Annotated in this window: 9 protein-coding genes; all 9 read left to right on the forward strand. The window is 63.3% G+C overall.

Annotated features, from left to right (window positions below; translation table 11 throughout):
* The first annotated feature begins 79 nt into the window (after positions 1-79).
* Entirely contained in the window at positions 80-3337 is a 3258-nt protein-coding gene (locus tag QUH67_RS11850; RefSeq protein WP_300946866.1) for a transglutaminase family protein, read from the forward strand.
* 31 nt (positions 3338-3368) lie between these two features.
* Positions 3369-5879, forward strand: a complete 2511-nt coding sequence (locus QUH67_RS11855) for a circularly permuted type 2 ATP-grasp protein (protein ID WP_300946867.1) — start codon at positions 3369-3371, stop codon at positions 5877-5879.
* Entirely contained in the window at positions 5876-6754 is an 879-nt protein-coding gene (locus QUH67_RS11860; protein ID WP_300946868.1) for a transglutaminase family protein, read from the forward strand. The genes QUH67_RS11855 and QUH67_RS11860 overlap by 4 nt, the downstream gene beginning before the upstream one ends.
* Positions 6755-6967: 213 nt before the next feature.
* A complete protein-coding gene (locus QUH67_RS11865; RefSeq protein WP_300948015.1) occupies positions 6968-7390 on the forward strand; it encodes a cache domain-containing protein in 423 nt (140 codons plus the stop codon).
* A gap of 51 nt (positions 7391-7441) precedes the next feature.
* Entirely contained in the window at positions 7442-9142 is a 1701-nt protein-coding gene (locus QUH67_RS11870) for a methyl-accepting chemotaxis protein (RefSeq protein ID WP_300946869.1), read from the forward strand.
* A 457-nt stretch (positions 9143-9599) separates the two neighbouring features.
* Entirely contained in the window at positions 9600-10982 is a 1383-nt protein-coding gene (locus tag QUH67_RS11875; protein ID WP_300946870.1) for an ethanolamine ammonia-lyase subunit EutB, read from the forward strand.
* Between the two features lie 148 nt (positions 10983-11130).
* Entirely contained in the window at positions 11131-12720 is a 1590-nt protein-coding gene (locus tag QUH67_RS11880; protein ID WP_300946871.1) for a B12-binding domain-containing radical SAM protein, read from the forward strand.
* 6 nt (positions 12721-12726) lie between these two features.
* Positions 12727-13500 (forward strand): ethanolamine ammonia-lyase subunit EutC, encoded by a 774-nt coding sequence (eutC, locus tag QUH67_RS11885; protein WP_300946872.1) that lies wholly within the window; start codon positions 12727-12729, stop codon positions 13498-13500.
* A gap of 88 nt (positions 13501-13588) precedes the next feature.
* The gene (locus QUH67_RS11890; protein WP_300946873.1) at positions 13589-15610 is read left to right on the forward strand and encodes an acyltransferase family protein; all 2022 of its coding nucleotides are present in this window, start codon (positions 13589-13591) and stop codon (positions 15608-15610) included.
* Positions 15611-15803: the final 193 nt, after the last annotated feature.

The following is a 15803-nucleotide window of genomic DNA, read 5'->3' on the forward strand; positions in this document are numbered from 1 at the left end:
CATCCCATGCCCGTTGTTAGTGCTTGATCCCGTCCGGGAGCGGTGTTCTGCTCAAAAAAGCCGCTGGAGTCTCCGGTCCGTGTCGATCTTCGTCGCACTACACCACGTCACGCACTACAAATACGACCGACCGATCGATCTCGGCCCGCAAACCGTTCGCCTGCGCCCGGCGCCGCATACGCGCACGCCGATCCTGAGCTATTCGCTCAAGGTCACGCCAACCAATCACTTTGTGAACTGGCAGCAGGATCCGCAGGGCAACTGGCTGGCGCGCTTCGTATTTCCGGAGAAGGCGACCGAACTCAAGATCGAAGTCGACTTCACCGCGCAGATGACGGTCGTCAATCCGTTTGACTTCTTCGTGGAAGGCTATGCCACCAGTTTTCCGTTTGAATATAGCGACGATCTCAAGACCGAGCTTGCACCTTATCTCGCCACCGCGGAGCAGGGGCCGCTGTTCGCAGCGTACCTGCAGGAGATTCCGCGCGAGGCCGACAGCACCGTCAATTTCCTGGTCGACCTCAACGCGCAGCTTCAAAAGAAGATCAGCTACGTTATCCGGATGGAGCCGGGCATCCAGACACCGGAAGAGACGCTGGCCGCCGGCTCCGGGTCGTGCCGCGACTCGGCGTGGCTGTTGATCCATGTCTTCCGCCATCTGGGCCTCGCGGCGCGCTTCGTCTCCGGCTATCTCATCCAGTTGCGTCCCGACATCGATCCGGTCGAAGGCCCGCGCGAGGTCGAGAGCGATTTCACCGATCTGCATGCCTGGGCCGAGGTTTATCTGCCCGGCGCAGGCTGGATCGGGTTCGACGTTACCTCGGGCATGTTGACGGGCGAGGGGCACATCCCCGTTGCGGCCACGCCGCATTACCGTTCGGCGGCGCCTATCTCCGGCAGTGCCGGTTTCGCTAATGTCGAATTCGGCTTCGAGATGAGCGTCAAGCGCATCCGCGAGGCGCCGCGGATCACGCGGCCGTTCTCCGACGATTCCTGGGCGCGGCTCGATGCGCTCGGCGAGCGGGTCGATGCCGATCTCAGGCGTGACGACGTACGGCTGATGATGGGCGGCGAGCCGACGTTCGTCTCCATCGACGACCTGGAATCGCCGGAATGGAACATTGCCGCCGTCGGGCCGACCAAGCAGGCGCTGGCCGACGAGCTGATCCGAAAGCTGCAAGCCCGTTTTGCGCCGGGCGGGCTGCTACATTACGGGCAGGGCAAATGGTATCCCGGCGAAAGCCTGCCGCGCTGGGCCTTTGGATTGTTCTGGCGCAAGGACGGCGTTCCGATCTGGAAGAATGCCGGGCTGATCGCCGGTATCGACGATCCGCGCAAGGCGTCGATCGACGACGGCAGGCGATTGATCGAAGGTGTCGCGAAGCGGCTCGGTCTCGATGCCGGGTATGTGTTGCCGGCCCATGAAGATCCCGTGCACTGGTTGCAGAAGGAAGATTCCTTGCCAGTGAACGTCCACCCGACAGATTCCAGGCTGGCGGATGCGGAAGAGCGCGCGCGGATGGCGCGCGTCTTCAACACCGGGCTCAACCAGATCAGCGGCTTCGTGCTGCCGGTCCAGAATGCGGGCGACGACGGCCCGGGCTGGATCAGCGAACACTGGCGGTTGCGGCGCGGCCATCTGTTCCTGATACCGGGCGACTCGCCGCTTGGGCTGCGACTGCCGATGTCGTCGCTAATGAGCATCCCTCCCGAAGAATATCCCTACATCGTTGAAGATGATCCGATGAATCCGCGAAACGAATTCGTGGACAAGGGAGAGGGGACCGTGCCCACGAAGCCAGCCAGGAAGCGTAAGCCGACGCCGGTGCGCACGGCCATCGCCATCGAGTTGCGCGACGGCAAGCTGTGCGTCTTCATGCCGCCGGTCGAGAAGGTCGAGCACTATCTCGAACTGATCGCGGCGGTGGAGGCGGTCGCCGAGCAGATGCAGACCGCGGTTCAGATCGAAGGCTATGGACCGCCGTACGACCCGCGCATCGAGGTGATCAAGGTGACGCCCGATCCCGGCGTCATCGAGATCAACGTGCAGCCGGCGCAGAGCTGGCGCGACGCCGTCGACATCACCTTCGGCCTGTATGAGGACGCCGCAAAAGTCCGGCTCGGCGCCAACCGCTTTCTGGTCGACGGCCGTCACACCGGCACCGGCGGGGGCAATCATGTCGTGGTCGGCGGCTCGACGCCGCAGGATTCGCCGTTCCTGCGCCGCCCCGATCTTTTGAAAAGCCTTGTGTTGTACTGGCAGCGCCATCCGTCGCTGTCCTACCTGTTCTCTGGCATGTTCATCGGTCCGACCAGCCAGGCGCCGCGCATCGACGAAGCGCGCCATGACGGACTCTATGAGCTGGAGATCGCGCTGGCCCACGTGCCGCCGCCGGATGTCGAGGCGCCGCTGTGGCTGGTCGACCGATTGTTCCGGCATATCCTGGTCGATATCACCGGTAACACCCATCGCGCCGAAATCTGTATCGACAAGCTCTATTCGCCCGACGGGCCGACCGGCCGGCTTGGGCTGGTCGAATTCCGTGCGCTCGAAATGCCGCCCGATCCCAGGATGTCGCTGGCGCAGCAATTGCTGATCCGCGCGCTGATCGCAAAGCTGTGGCGCGAACCCCAGCAAGGCAGGTTCGTGCGCTGGGGCACGGCGCTGCACGATCGCTTCATGCTGCCGCATTTTCTCTGGGAGGATTTTCAGGGCGTGCTCGGTGAGCTCCGGCACTCCGGCTACGAATTCTCGCCGGAATGGTATTCGGCCCAGCTCGAGTTTCGCTTCCCGGTGTTCGGTCGCGTCCACCATGGCGGCGTGGGGCTCGAATTGCGGCAGGCGCTGGAGCCGTGGCATGTGCTCGGCGAGGAGGGCTCGGCCGGCGGCACCGTGCGCTATGTCGACAGCTCGGTGGAGCGGCTGCAGGTCAAGGCCGAGGGTTTTGTCGAAGGCCGGCATGTCGTGACTTGTAACGGCAGGCGGATGCCGATGACCCCGACGGGGCGATCGGCGGAGGCGGTGGCCGCCGTCCGCTTCAAGGCCTGGCAGCCGGCCTCGGGGCTGCATCCGACCATTCCGGTTCACGCACCGCTGACATTTGATTTAATTGATACCTGGAACGGCCGTTCCCTCGGCGGCTGCGTCTACCATGTCGCCCATCCCGGCGGGCGCAGCTACGAGACCAAGCCGGTCAATTCCTATGAGGCGGAAGCAAGGCGCCTGGCTCGCTTTCAGGACCACGGCCACACCCCCGGCAAAATCGACCCGCCGCCCGAAGAACGCACAAATGAATTCCCCTTGACGCTCGACTTGAGGACGTCGCTCCTGATCTAATCGGGGACGTGACCGTCTTTAGGGAATCGTAATGGCAAGCCAGGGCAGCAATCAGGAAAGCAAGGCCCGTCCGGGCCAGCGCCGGATCGCGCAATGGACCCGCGATTATGCGCGGCTGCCCGGCATCCCCGACGAATATATTGGCGAGGACGGTGCCCCCCGCGCGGTGTGGAGCCGCTTCTTCGAGGCTTTTGCTGCCCTTTCGCCCGCCGATATCGAGCGGCGTTTCGCCTCCGCCGACAGACATCTGCGTGAGGCCGGCGTCACCTATCGCGCGCCCGGCGAGACCGCCGACCGGCTCTGGCCGCTCAGCCATCTGCCGCTCATCATCGACGAGGCCGATTGGCTGCAACTGAGCGCGGGCATCGCCCAGCGCGCCCAGCTGTTCGAAATGGTGCTGCGCGATCTCTATGGCGAGGGGCGGCTGGTCACTGAAGGTGCGGTGCCGGCGGCCGCGATTGCTGGCAGCAACGAATATCTGCGCGCGGTCTGCGGCGTCAAACCGCCCGGCGGCCGCCATCTCCACCTCTACGCGGCCGATGTCGGCCGCGGCCCGGACGGGCGCTGGTGGGTGTTGAACGACCGCACGCAGGCGCCGTCCGGGGCGGGTTACGCGCTGGAAAACCGCCTGGTGTTGTCGCGCGCCTTTTCCAACCTCTACAAGTCGATGAATGTCGAGCGGGTGGCGCCGTTTTTCGAGGCGTTTCGCGATTCATTGCGCGCCAGCGCCGATCGCGACGAGCCGCGGATCGGGTTGCTGACGCCGGGCGCCTTCAGCGAAACCTATTTCGAGCACGCCACGCTGGCGCGCTATCTCGGATTCCTCCTGGTCGAGGGCGACGACCTCGCCGTCAGCGGCGACCGCATCCATATCCGCACCGTCGCGGGATTGAAGCGGCTCGACGTGCTGTTGCGCCGCGTCGATTCCAATTTCCTCGATCCCCTGGAGCTCGATGCGTCGTCGCATCTCGGCGTGCCCGGCCTGATCGACGTGCTGCGCAAGAACGGCGTCGTCGTCGCCAATATGCCGGGCTCCGGCGTATTGGAGGCGAGGGCGCTGCTCGGGTTCCTGCCGAGCCTGTGCCGGCGGCTGCTCGGTGAGAATTTGATCATGCCGCACATCGCGACCTGGTGGTGCGGCCAGAAAGCCGCGCGCGAGCAAGTGCTGTCGCGGCTCGAAGATTTTGCGATCGAGGGGGCTTACGGCCGGTCCGTTCCGGGCTTTTTCGGCAACGGTCCCGTGCTCGCCGCCGAATTGTCGCCGGCCGAGCGCGACCGGCTCAGAAGTGCGATCACCGATCGTGGCATCGATTATGTCGGCCAGGAACTGGTGCGGCTGTCGACGACACCGGTGTGGGAGCAGGGCCGGATCACACCGCGCCCGTTCGTGCTGCGGGTGTTTGCCGCGGCGACGCCCCATGGCTGGACCATCCTGCCCGGCGGCTTCTGCCGGATTGCCGAACAGCCCGATGCCCGTGCGGTCTCAATGGGCGATGGTGCGCGGTCGGCGGATGTCTGGATCGTTTCCGACAAGGCGGTGTCGGCGTCGACGCTGCTGCCGGCCGCCGAAGCCGTGCGTATCCGGCGTATCGCCGGCGTGGTTCCGAGCCGCGCCGCGGATAATCTGTTCTGGCTCGGCCGCTATCTCGAACGCGCCGAGGCGACGCTGCGACTGATCCGCGCGCTCGGCGCGCCGATGCGCGATCCCGCCAAGGGATCGCCAACCGCTCTGCCATCGGTCGAACGCATCCAGCGGTTGCTGGTGACCTGGGGCGCCGCCTCGCAGGCGACGCGGACGAATCCCGCAAGGGTCGTCGCCGAGGCACTGCAGAGTCCCGAAAAGTTCGGCTCGGCGCTGTCACTGGCAAAATCGGCGCAGCGCACCGCGAGTTCGCTGCGCGAACGGCTTTCGCCCGACGCCTGGCAGATCATCACCGAGATGGTGGACCGTCTTGCCTTGCAGGTTGACGACGACGACAGCGTCGTCAGCGCCGCCGAACTGACGCTGCAGGAACTGGCAAGCCTCGCGGGTCTCGCGCAGGAAAACATGAATCGCGCCGCCGGCTGGCGCTTCCTCGACATGGGCCGTCGCGCCGAACGCGCCATCAATACTGCGCGTTTCGCGCGGCAATTCGCCTATGACGAGGCCGGCGACGAAGACCTCGATGTGCTGCTGACGCTGGTGGATTGCCAGATCACCTACCGTTCGCGTTATCTGGTCGGGCCGGCGCTGGCGCCGGTGCGGGATCTGGCGGTGCTCGATCCCTATAATCCGCGCTCGGTCGCGTTCCAGGTCGCGATGTTGAACGATCATGTTGCCGCGCTCCCGAGCCTGAAGGAGCACGGCCTGATCGAGCGGCCGCAGCGCTTGGCGGTGGCCTTGCAAGCGACGTTGACGACAGCTGAGGCCGCAACGCTTGATGTCAAAAGCCTGTTCGCGCTGGAGCAGGATCTGCTCAATCTCGCCGACGCCATCGGGCTGCATTATTTCCCGCACGGGCCCAATGCGAGCCGGCCGGAGAAACTCACGGGCCTCGCGTGATCTACGACATCCGTCACGTCACCACCTATGGGTACGAAAGCCCGGTGAGTTTTGCGCGCTGCTCGCTGCGGCTGGAGCCTAAGTCGGGCGACGGGCAGCTACTGATTTCCCATACGGTGGAGATCCGGCCGCGGCCCGCGGACCGAACTGTAAGGCGCGACTTTTTCGGTACCCACACCGAAAGCATCCTGATCGAGACCGCGCATCGCAATCTGCGGATCGATTCGCGCTCGCGCGTTTCGGTATCGCGCACAGCGCCCGAACGCGCAGCGCCCGGCCCGTCATGGGAGGATATCCGCGACGCGGCGTTCGAGGCCGCGAGCCTCGGCCCGGAGTCGCCGGTCGGATACGTGTTCGCCAGCGCGCTGGTGCCGGTGCAGCCGCCGGTCACCGCCTATGCCATGGCGAGTTTCCCGCCTGGCGGCGGCATTGTCGCGGGCGCTGCCGATCTGATGCGGCGGATCCGCAACGATTTCAAATACGACCCCAAGGCCACGGTGATCTCGACGCCGCTCAAGGAGGTGTTCGAGAAGCGCCACGGCGTCTGCCAGGATTTTGCCCATGTGATGATTGCAGGTCTGCGCGGGCTGGGTCTGCCGGCCGCCTATGTCAGCGGCTATTTGCGCACGATTCCGCCGCCGGGAAAGCCGCGCCTGCAGGGCGCTGACGCCACCCATGCCTGGGTGTCGGTCTGGTGCGGCGACGGACTAGGTTGGGTCGGGTTCGATCCGACCAACGACATCATGATCGAGAACGATCACATCGTGCTGGCGACCGGGCGCGATTTCTCCGACGTATCGCCGGTCGACGGCATCATCGTCGGGTCGCGCAAGCAGAAGCTCGGCGTGGCGGTGGACGTAGTGGTGGTGGGGTAGAATTTTACCTCGGGACGTCCCAGGAATTGGCTGCCCGGCCGGTCAGGTCGTTCCGTTCTCAGTTGCACTACGGATCAGCACTTTAACGGAAGGTTTGTTCTTTTGTTGCCATCCTGACGTGCGCGGACTCGCGTCTGCAAGTTCAACCCAGCCAGTCGGGAGACAATCGTGAACAATTGGTCAACAAAGCCGTTCATTTCTGCCGTGGCAGCCATGCTCGCCTTGGGTGGCGCCGCCAACGCCAATGGTGGAGCAACCAAGGACGAAGCCGTCGCAATGGTCAAGCAGGCCGTTGCCTTCATCAAGGAGCAGGGAGCTGAAAAGGCGTATCCCGAGCTTACCAACAAGGCGGGCAAGTTCCGTGATCGCGATCTCTACGTCGTCGTCTACCAGCTTGACGGCAAGGTGCTGGCGCACGGCTCGAACGAAAAGTTCGTCGGCAAGGACCTGATCGACGCGCAGGATGTCGACGGCAAGCTTTACGTCAAGGAACGCGTTGAAATGGCGGCCAAGCAGCCATCGTTCTGGCAGGACTATAAGTTCGTCAATCCGGTGAGCAAGAAAGTCGAGCCGAAAGAGATGTACTGCGAGAAGGTGGACAACACCGCTGTCTGCGCGGGCGTCTACAAGCTCTGACCCCGCATAAGTTGCATTGTGGTGCGGCTATCGCCGCCTTGAAGGGGTGATATGCTCGGCTGGATCAAGAACATTGGCCTTTCGTGGAAAGTCCAGCTCGCCCCGGCTTTTCTGGTCGTCGTGCTGATCGGACTAGGCGCCTACGCGTTGCAAACGTTGCGGTCGAATCAGGCCGCCGTTGACGCGCTGGTGTCCGGTCCGGTGCGGCAATCGGAACTGGCCAATGAACTCACCACGACGGTGTGGACGGCGCATGCCAGGCTGTATCGCCTTGCGGCCACCGCGGCCAACGAAAAGGATGAGAAGAAAGTAGCCGCGATGGCCAAGGAGGCTGCCGCGGCGGCCGGCAAGATTTCCGAGGCGCTGAAGGCTGTTGAAGGTTTGAAGGGCGGGTTCAGCCCGGAGACCTTCGAGAAGCTGAAAGCCGCTGTTGCCGGCTATCTCAAGCAATCGAAAAACGCGATCGAGATGGCCGACGGCGACGCGGGATCCGCGCTGATGTTCATCAAGGGCGCGGAACGAAGCTTTGCCGTCATCGAAAAGCTGGCGGATGACCTGATCACGCATAGCAGCGAGAGCAAGGACCAGGAGATTGCGCGCGCCGGGATCAAGCTCGAACAACAGCAAATGACGCTGATGATCGTTCTGCTGGCCGTTGCGCTCGCCGGAATCGCCGTTTCGTTCCTGATCGGTCGCAGTATTTCCCGTCCCGTCGTGGCGATGTCGACGGCGATGCGTGAGCTTGCCGCCGGGAATTTTGAGGTTCAGCTTCCCGGCCTCGAACGTCGTGATGAAGTCGGCCAGATGGCCCGTGCGACCGAGGAATTCAAGGTCCAGGCTATCGCCAAGGCCGAGCGGGAGACTGCGGAACGCGAGGAAAAGACCCGCGAACTGGCGGTCGCCCGCCGCACCGAATTGCATAACCTGGCCGAAAGCTTCGAGACGGCCGTCGGCAATATCGTTGAAAACGTAGGGTCCGCCTCCGCAGAACTGGAAAACTCCGCGGCTGTCCTGACCAACAGCAGTTCGGCAACCCAGGAACTTTCCACGGTCGTCGCCGCGGCTTCGGAGGAGACCTCCACCAACGTGCAAACGGTCGCCTCTGCCGCGGAGGAGATGGCCAGTTCCGTCAACGAAATCGGCCGGCAGGTCGCAAACTCCAACAGGATCGCCAACGAAGCGGTCGTTCAGGCGCAAAAGACCGACGCCCGGATTGCGGAGCTGTCGGATGCGGCGAACCGTATCGGAGACGTAACCAAATTGATTACCACGATCGCGGAGCAGACCAACTTGCTGGCGCTCAACGCGACCATCGAAGCCGCCCGCGCCGGCGACGCCGGCCGCGGCTTTGCCGTGGTGGCCCAGGAGGTCAAAGCGCTCGCGACGCAAACCGCCAAGGCGACCAGCGAGATTTCCACCCAGATCGCCGGCATGCAGGCGGCGACGCAGGATTCGGTGTTTGCCATCAAAGAGATCAGCGGCACCATCGGCAAGGTTTCGGAGATTGCAGCTGCGATCGCAGCCGCCGTCGAAGAGCAGGGCGCGGCAACCCAGGAAATTGCGCGCAACGTGCAGCAGGCGGCGCAGGGCTCTACCCAGGTGGCAAACAGCATCGCCGACGTCAATCGCGGTGCCAATGAAATCGGCGCGGCATCGTCGCAGGTCCTCACCAATGCGCAGCTGCTTTCCAGCGAAAACAAGCGTCTCAAGGCTGAGGTCGGCAAGTTCCTCGCCACTGTCCGTTGTGCATAGGCCGCAAGCCCAAAAATCGGGATCGGTGGCTTGATCCACGTCCACTTTGCGGCGTCCTGCACGAGCCGGAGATGCTCTCCACTCAGGTTTCGGTCCGTCGCGGCCGCTCGGCCGAGTCGGCGCGCAGGTTGCGGAAGAATGGCTTGACCTCGCGCGACAGCGTCGCTCCGAAGCGAAGGCGAAGCGTCATCGGCCATGTTCAAATTATGCCAACTGTGATCGAAAATGTCTCAATGGAAGAAAATTCAGAATATGCAACTTATAGGAATTTTATAATCGTTTCAGGTAGATGTGAGGTTTTTCAGCGCTAACGTCGGAGGATTTTGCTATTCCATGGACGGTGTGATTCCAGCGCAAATCTAGAGGTCGTCAAGATTTCCGGTCAAAGGCCGGGTACGATCCGACTGCGATGATACTATCGCCATGCCATGGACACGGAATTGGGGCAGGAGCGGTCATGGTCTATCGCCGAGTTATCGATACCACCTCCTACACCTTCAATGATTTGCGCGACCTGCTCGCCAAGGCGACCCCGCCGCGCTCCGGCGACCGTCTCGCCGGCGTTGCGGCCGACAGCGCCGCGCAGATGATCGCGGCGCGGATGGCGTTGGCTGACCTCCCGCTCAAGCAGTTTCTCAATGAAGCCGTTGTCCCCTACGAGGACGACGAGGTCACACGCCTGATCCTCGACAGCCACGACGCGCCGAGCTTCGCGGCGGTTTCGTCGCTGACCGTCGGCAGCTTTCGCGACTGGCTGCTGTCAGACGCCGCAACCGGCGAAACGCTGGCGCAGGTTTCGCGCGGGATCACGCCGGAAATGGCGGCCGGTGTTTCAAAACTGATGCGAAATCAGGATCTGATCCTGGTCGCCAAGAAGTGCGCGACGATGTCGGCGTTCCGTAACACCATCGGATTGAAGGGGCGGATGAGCGTGCGGCTGCAGCCCAACCATCCGTTCGACGACTCGAAGGGCATTACCGCCTCGATCCTCGACGGCCTGCTGTTGGGATCGGGCGACGCGTGCATCGGGATCAATCCGGCGAGCGACGATCCGGCCGTGATCGGTGAACTGTTGCGGCTACTCGACGGCATCATTGCGCGGCTGCAGATTCCGACGCAGGGCTGCGTGCTGACCCACGTCACCACGACGCTCGGCTTGATCGGGCAGGGCGCCCCGGTCGATCTGGTATTCCAGTCGATCGCGGGAACGGAGGCCGCCAACCGCAGTTTCGGCGTCAACCTCGCGCTGTTGCGCGAGGCGCGCGAGGCCGGGCTGTCGCTTCGCCGCGGCACGGTCGGCGACAACGTGATGTATTTCGAAACCGGGCAGGGCTCCGCGCTTTCGGCCAACGCCCATCACAGTGTCGACCAGCAGACCTGCGAGGCGCGGGCCTATGCAGTGGCGCGCGCGTTCGATCCGTTGCTGGTCAACAGCGTGGTAGGTTTCATCGGTCCGGAATATCTTTATGACGGCAAGGAAATCATCCGCGCCGGTCTCGAAGATCACTTTTGCGGGAAGTTGCTCGGCCTGCCGCTCGGCGTCGACGTCTGCTATACCAATCATGCCGAAGCCGATCAGGACGACATGGACAATCTGCTGACGCTGCTGGCTGCCGCCGGCGTCACCTTCATCATGGGCGTGCCGGGCGCCGATGACGTGATGTTGAACTACCAGTCGACTTCGTTCCACGATGCGTTGTATATCCGCGACCTCTTCGGCCTGCAGCGGGCGCCGGAGTTCGACGACTGGCTGGTGCGCTCCGGCCTCGCGGATGGCGATTTTCGGCTTGTGAGCAATGCGGGTCTGCTGCCCGATTTTGCCGCGCGCTTGATGGCCTGACCGCGCCTGAAGGTGGCCCCGCGAAGCGGAACTTTTTGCGCAACCATTGAACCCACAACGAGTTGAAGCTGACTGCCACAATGTTGAAGAACTTCTGGCCCAGCCTGCAATGTCATGCTTAAATACCTGCCAGCGTTGAGGAAATTTGATGAGAGCTGAAGGCATCGAAACGGTACGGCGTATCCTGTGCGTGTTCCCCCGCTATACGTCCTCTTTCGGTACATTCGAGCACGCCTATCCCCTGACCGACGGCGTGCAGGCGTTCATGCCGCCGCAGGGCCTTTTGCTGATCGCGGCCTATCTCCCGGAGAACTGGCCGGTCCGCTTCATCGACGAGAACATTCGCCCCGCCACCAGGGATGACTTCGAATGGGCGGAAGCCGTGTTCGTCAGCGGCATGCACATCCAGCGCCAGCAGATGAACGACATCTGCCGCCGCGCGCATGCCTTCGACCTCGCGGTGGCTATCGGCGGGCCGTCGGTGAGCGCATGTCCGGATTACTATCCGTCGTTCGACTATCTGCATGTCGGCGAACTCGGCGACGCCACCAATGAATTGATTGCGCGACTGGCGCACGACCCGTCGCGCCCCGAGCAGCAGGTGGTCTTGAAGACCAACGACCGCCTGCCGATGACCGAGTTTCCGATTCCGGCTTACGAGCTGGCGGAGGTCAAGAAATACTTCCTCGGCAGCATCCAGTATTCGAGCGGCTGCCCCTATCAGTGCGAATTCTGCGACATCCCTGGTCTGTATGGCCGTAACCCGCGGCTTAAGTCACCGGAGCAGATCATCGCCGAACTCGACAAATTGCGCGAATGCGGTGTCACGGGCTCGGTCTATTTCGTCGACGACAATTTCATCGGCAACCGCAAGGCGGCGCTGGATCTGTTGCCGCATCTCGTCGAATGGCAGAAGCGGACCGGCTACGTGATGCGGCTGGCCTGCGAGGCGACGCTGAACATTGCCAAGCGGCCCGAGATTCTGGAGAAGATGCGCGAGGCGTTCTTCGTCACGGTGTTTTGCGGCATCGAGACGCCCGATCCCGACGCGCTGAAGGCGATGCAGAAGGACCACAACATGATGGTCCCGATCCTCGAAGGTATTCGCACCATCAACTCCTACGGCATGGAAGTCGTGTCTGGCATCATCATGGGGCTCGACACCGACAAGCCGGAAACCGGCGATGCGCTGCTGCAATTCGTCGAGGAGACGCAGATCCCGCTGCTCACGATCAATTTGCTGCAGGCGCTGCCGCAGACGCCGCTATGGGACCGGCTGGAGAAGGAAGGCCGGCTGGTCAATGACGACGACGGCCGCGACTCCAATGTGAAGTTTCTGCTGCCCTACGATCAGGTGGTCAATTCCTGGCGCAGATGCATGGAAGTCGCCTATCAGCCGGAAAAGCTGTTCGCGCGCTACCAGTACCAGTGCGACTACACCTATGCGCAGCGGATCAAGGTGCCGGTCACGCCGGAGCAGAAGAGCTGGGCCAATATCAAGCGCGGCCTGATTTTGCTACGTAACATCTTCTGGAAAGTCGGCGTGCTCGGCGACTACAGAAGAGTTTTCTGGAAATTCGCGCTCGGCCGGCTGCGTCGCGGCGACATCGAGGGCCTGATCGGCCCGGCGCTGATCGCCCATCACCTGATCATGTTCGCGCGCGCCGCGTCAGTCGGTCAGCAGAACGCGTCGAACTATTCGATCCGGCTGCGCGAAGCCTCGGTCCCTGCCGAGTAAAAGCCCATGAAAACGCCGGCGCCGCCGTCCCGCCCGCTCGAAGCCTTGCGGGAGCTGACGCCGGCGCGCGTCGGGCTCGGTCGCTCCGGCGCGAGTATGCCGACCGATGCGTTGCTTGCTTTCACGCTCGACCACGCCCGCGCACGCGACGCCGTTCACACCGCTTTCGATTCCCGACATCTGGTTGCCGGATTGGCCGGCCTTGGCCTGCAGGCCGGGGAGGTTTTCAGCCAGGCGCGCGATCGACGCGACTATCTGCGCCGTCCCGATCTCGGACGCATGCTCGATGCGGAGTCAAGGCGCGCGCTGGATCGGCAACGCGGCGTCGCCAGCGACCTGGTGATCGTCATCGGCGACGGGCTCTCGCCGGCGGCCGTCAACGTCCACGCCGTCGAATTGGTTCGCCACCTCGCGCCGCGCCTGACGGAGGCGGGAATCTCGTTGGGCGACGTGGTGATCGCATCGGGCGCGCGTGTTGCGCTGGGCGACGAGATCGGGGCCGTGCTCGGCGCGCGGATGGTGGTGATGCTGATCGGTGAGCGGCCCGGCCTGTCGGCGCCCGACAGCCTCGGCGCCTATCTCACTTTTGCGCCGCGCATCGGCCTCACCGATGAGAAGCGCAATTGCGTCTCGAACATCCACGGCGCCGGCCTGAGCTACGATGAGGCCGCCTTCAAGATCGCGTGGCTGGTGCGCGAGGGCATCGCGCGCGGGATCACCGGCGTGGCGTTGAAGGACGAAAGCGGAACCGCGCTGATCGCTGCCAGACCGATCGATTGAACCGGTGACGGATCGACAGGCGGCCGCTTCGCCGTTGTGAGCCAACTCACGCCTGATATAAGCGAACGAGCAGCGGGCAGAGACAGCGATGGCGAACACGGGGGCATCACCGACGGCCGCAAGCACGCCTGCGATCGGTGACGCATTCCGGTTCGATGTCAACGCGCTGCGTGCGCTCTCGGTGGTTGCTGTCGTCGGCTTTCACTTCCAGATACCAGGATTTGCCGGGGGCTTTGTCGGCGTCGATGTCTTCCTGGTGATCACCGGCTACCTGATGACGGCGAAGGTGCTGAACGAATTGAAGCTCGGCCGGTTTTCGCCGTGGGCCTTCTGGATGATGCGGATGCGCAGGATCTATCCTGCGCTTGCGGCACTCACCATTGCATCCGTCGTTGCCGGCTGGTTCGTGACCTTGCCGGCCGAGTATTCGCGGCATTTGTTGCAAGCGTTGTCGGCGCTGGCCTTCCTGTCGAACTTCGCCTTCAAGAGCGATAGCGGCTATTTCGCCATGGCGGCCCAGACCAAACCACTGCTGCACACATGGTCGTTGTCGCTGGAGTGGCAGTTTTATTTCTTCATGCCACTGATCGTTGGCCTGGTGTGGCGACTTTCCTTGCGCGCCATGTCAGGGATCGATGCGATCATCGTCGCGCTGCGGGTTTTCGCGGTCCTGTCGTTGGCGTGGTGTCTGTGGGCAAGCCAGCAAGATGCGACGGGATCATCCTTCTTCTCCCTGCAGGCGAGAGCGTGGGAGCCGCTGGCGGGCGGATTGATCGCTGCTGCAGAGATCCGGCGGCGATCCGAGGGGATGGCCGAACCCTCCTGGCTGCAATCACCGACCGTTGCTGTCGCAGGCTGGCTGCTGGTCGCCGGCTGCGTCGTCTATCCCTTGCCCGAAGCGCGATGGCCCGGCGTGCTCACGATCCTGCCGGTCCTGGGCTCGGCCATGATCATAGCCGCGCGACAGGCAAGCCGTGAAGGCGGCCTGCTGGGCGTGCCCGCGATCCAGCGCGTGGGCGACTGGTCCTACTCGATTTATCTTTGGCACTGGCCGGTCTGGGTCTTTGCCTTGAGCTTTCTGTCCCTGCGCGGGTATGGCGTGGGCGCCGCACAGAAGACGTTGATGGTGCTGCTTTCGCTGGCGCTCGGCGCGATTTCCTACCGCTACGTCGAACAGCCATTCAGAATTCGCCGGGATTTCTGGACGCCGCGCAGGCTGCTGGGTGGCTCGGCCGTCGCATTCGCGTCGCTGGCGGCCTTCGTGTCGCTGACTTTTCTCAACAAGGGGTTTCCGGGCAGGCTGCCGGAATATCTGTTGCCTGCCGAACTCGCGCGAAGAACCAGCACGCCGCGGGACGAGTGTTTCCGAAACGCGAACTCTACCAAGAAGGCGACGGAGACCTATTGCAGCTTCGGCAGCGAGCAGGCGACCCAAGGGCTTTCCGCCATCCTGTGGGGCGATTCGTTTGCCAACCAGTATCTCGATCCGGTTTCCGCAGCGGCGCACGCCCATCGGATACATGGCCTGATCGCGACCCAGAACGCGTGCAGGGCGTTTATCGACGATGCCGCGGGAAACGCCCGCGATGAGCGGCCGTGCCGGGAATTCAACCGCAGCACGCTCGACTTCGTGCTGGGGCCGACCGGGCCGCGCATCGTCGTGCTCGGAAGCAATTGGACGAATGCGCTCGAGATCTCCGTTCTTGTCGACAGCCTGCTGTCCGCGGGCAAGACCGTCGTGCTCATCATGCCGTTGTTGAACATTGGCTTCGACCTGCCGCAGCGGTGGATCGAAAATCAGATCCGCGCGGGCAGGGCTATTGAGGAGTGGAAGGTCGAGGCCAGCCCCGCGCTTGCCATGCGCGCCTTGCGGGATGAGATTGCGCACGTCCTTGATCGTTACCGGGGTAATCCGCGTCTCGTGGTGGTCGACCCGCAATCTGTTGTCTGCGAGCAGGACCATTGCTATCTGGTGCGTAACGGTCAGGCCAATTTCCGCGACACCGCGCATATTTCGAACGTCAATGCCAGCCAGTATCGCGGCCTGTTCGATGCGGCGTTCAAGGCGGTGCTGCTCGCCGGAACGGCAGTGGAGGCGAAAAAGGACTGATCGCCGCATCGCGTCGGACGCAGCAGCCGTTTCCCGAAGATTTGACTGAAATTGGTTGTGCCGCGCCGTTGTGGCAGGTGCTGGCTGTGTCCACCGGAACGCGCTCAGCCGGGGCTCGTGGGTGTGGCAAATCCGAGACTTGACGCCTTTTCGTCCCCTTGGTGTCGATTTGCCTCCCTGGGCGCGCTTGCCG

This window comes from Bradyrhizobium roseum, assembly GCF_030413175.1.
GTDB lineage: Bacteria > Pseudomonadota > Alphaproteobacteria > Rhizobiales > Xanthobacteraceae > Bradyrhizobium > Bradyrhizobium roseum.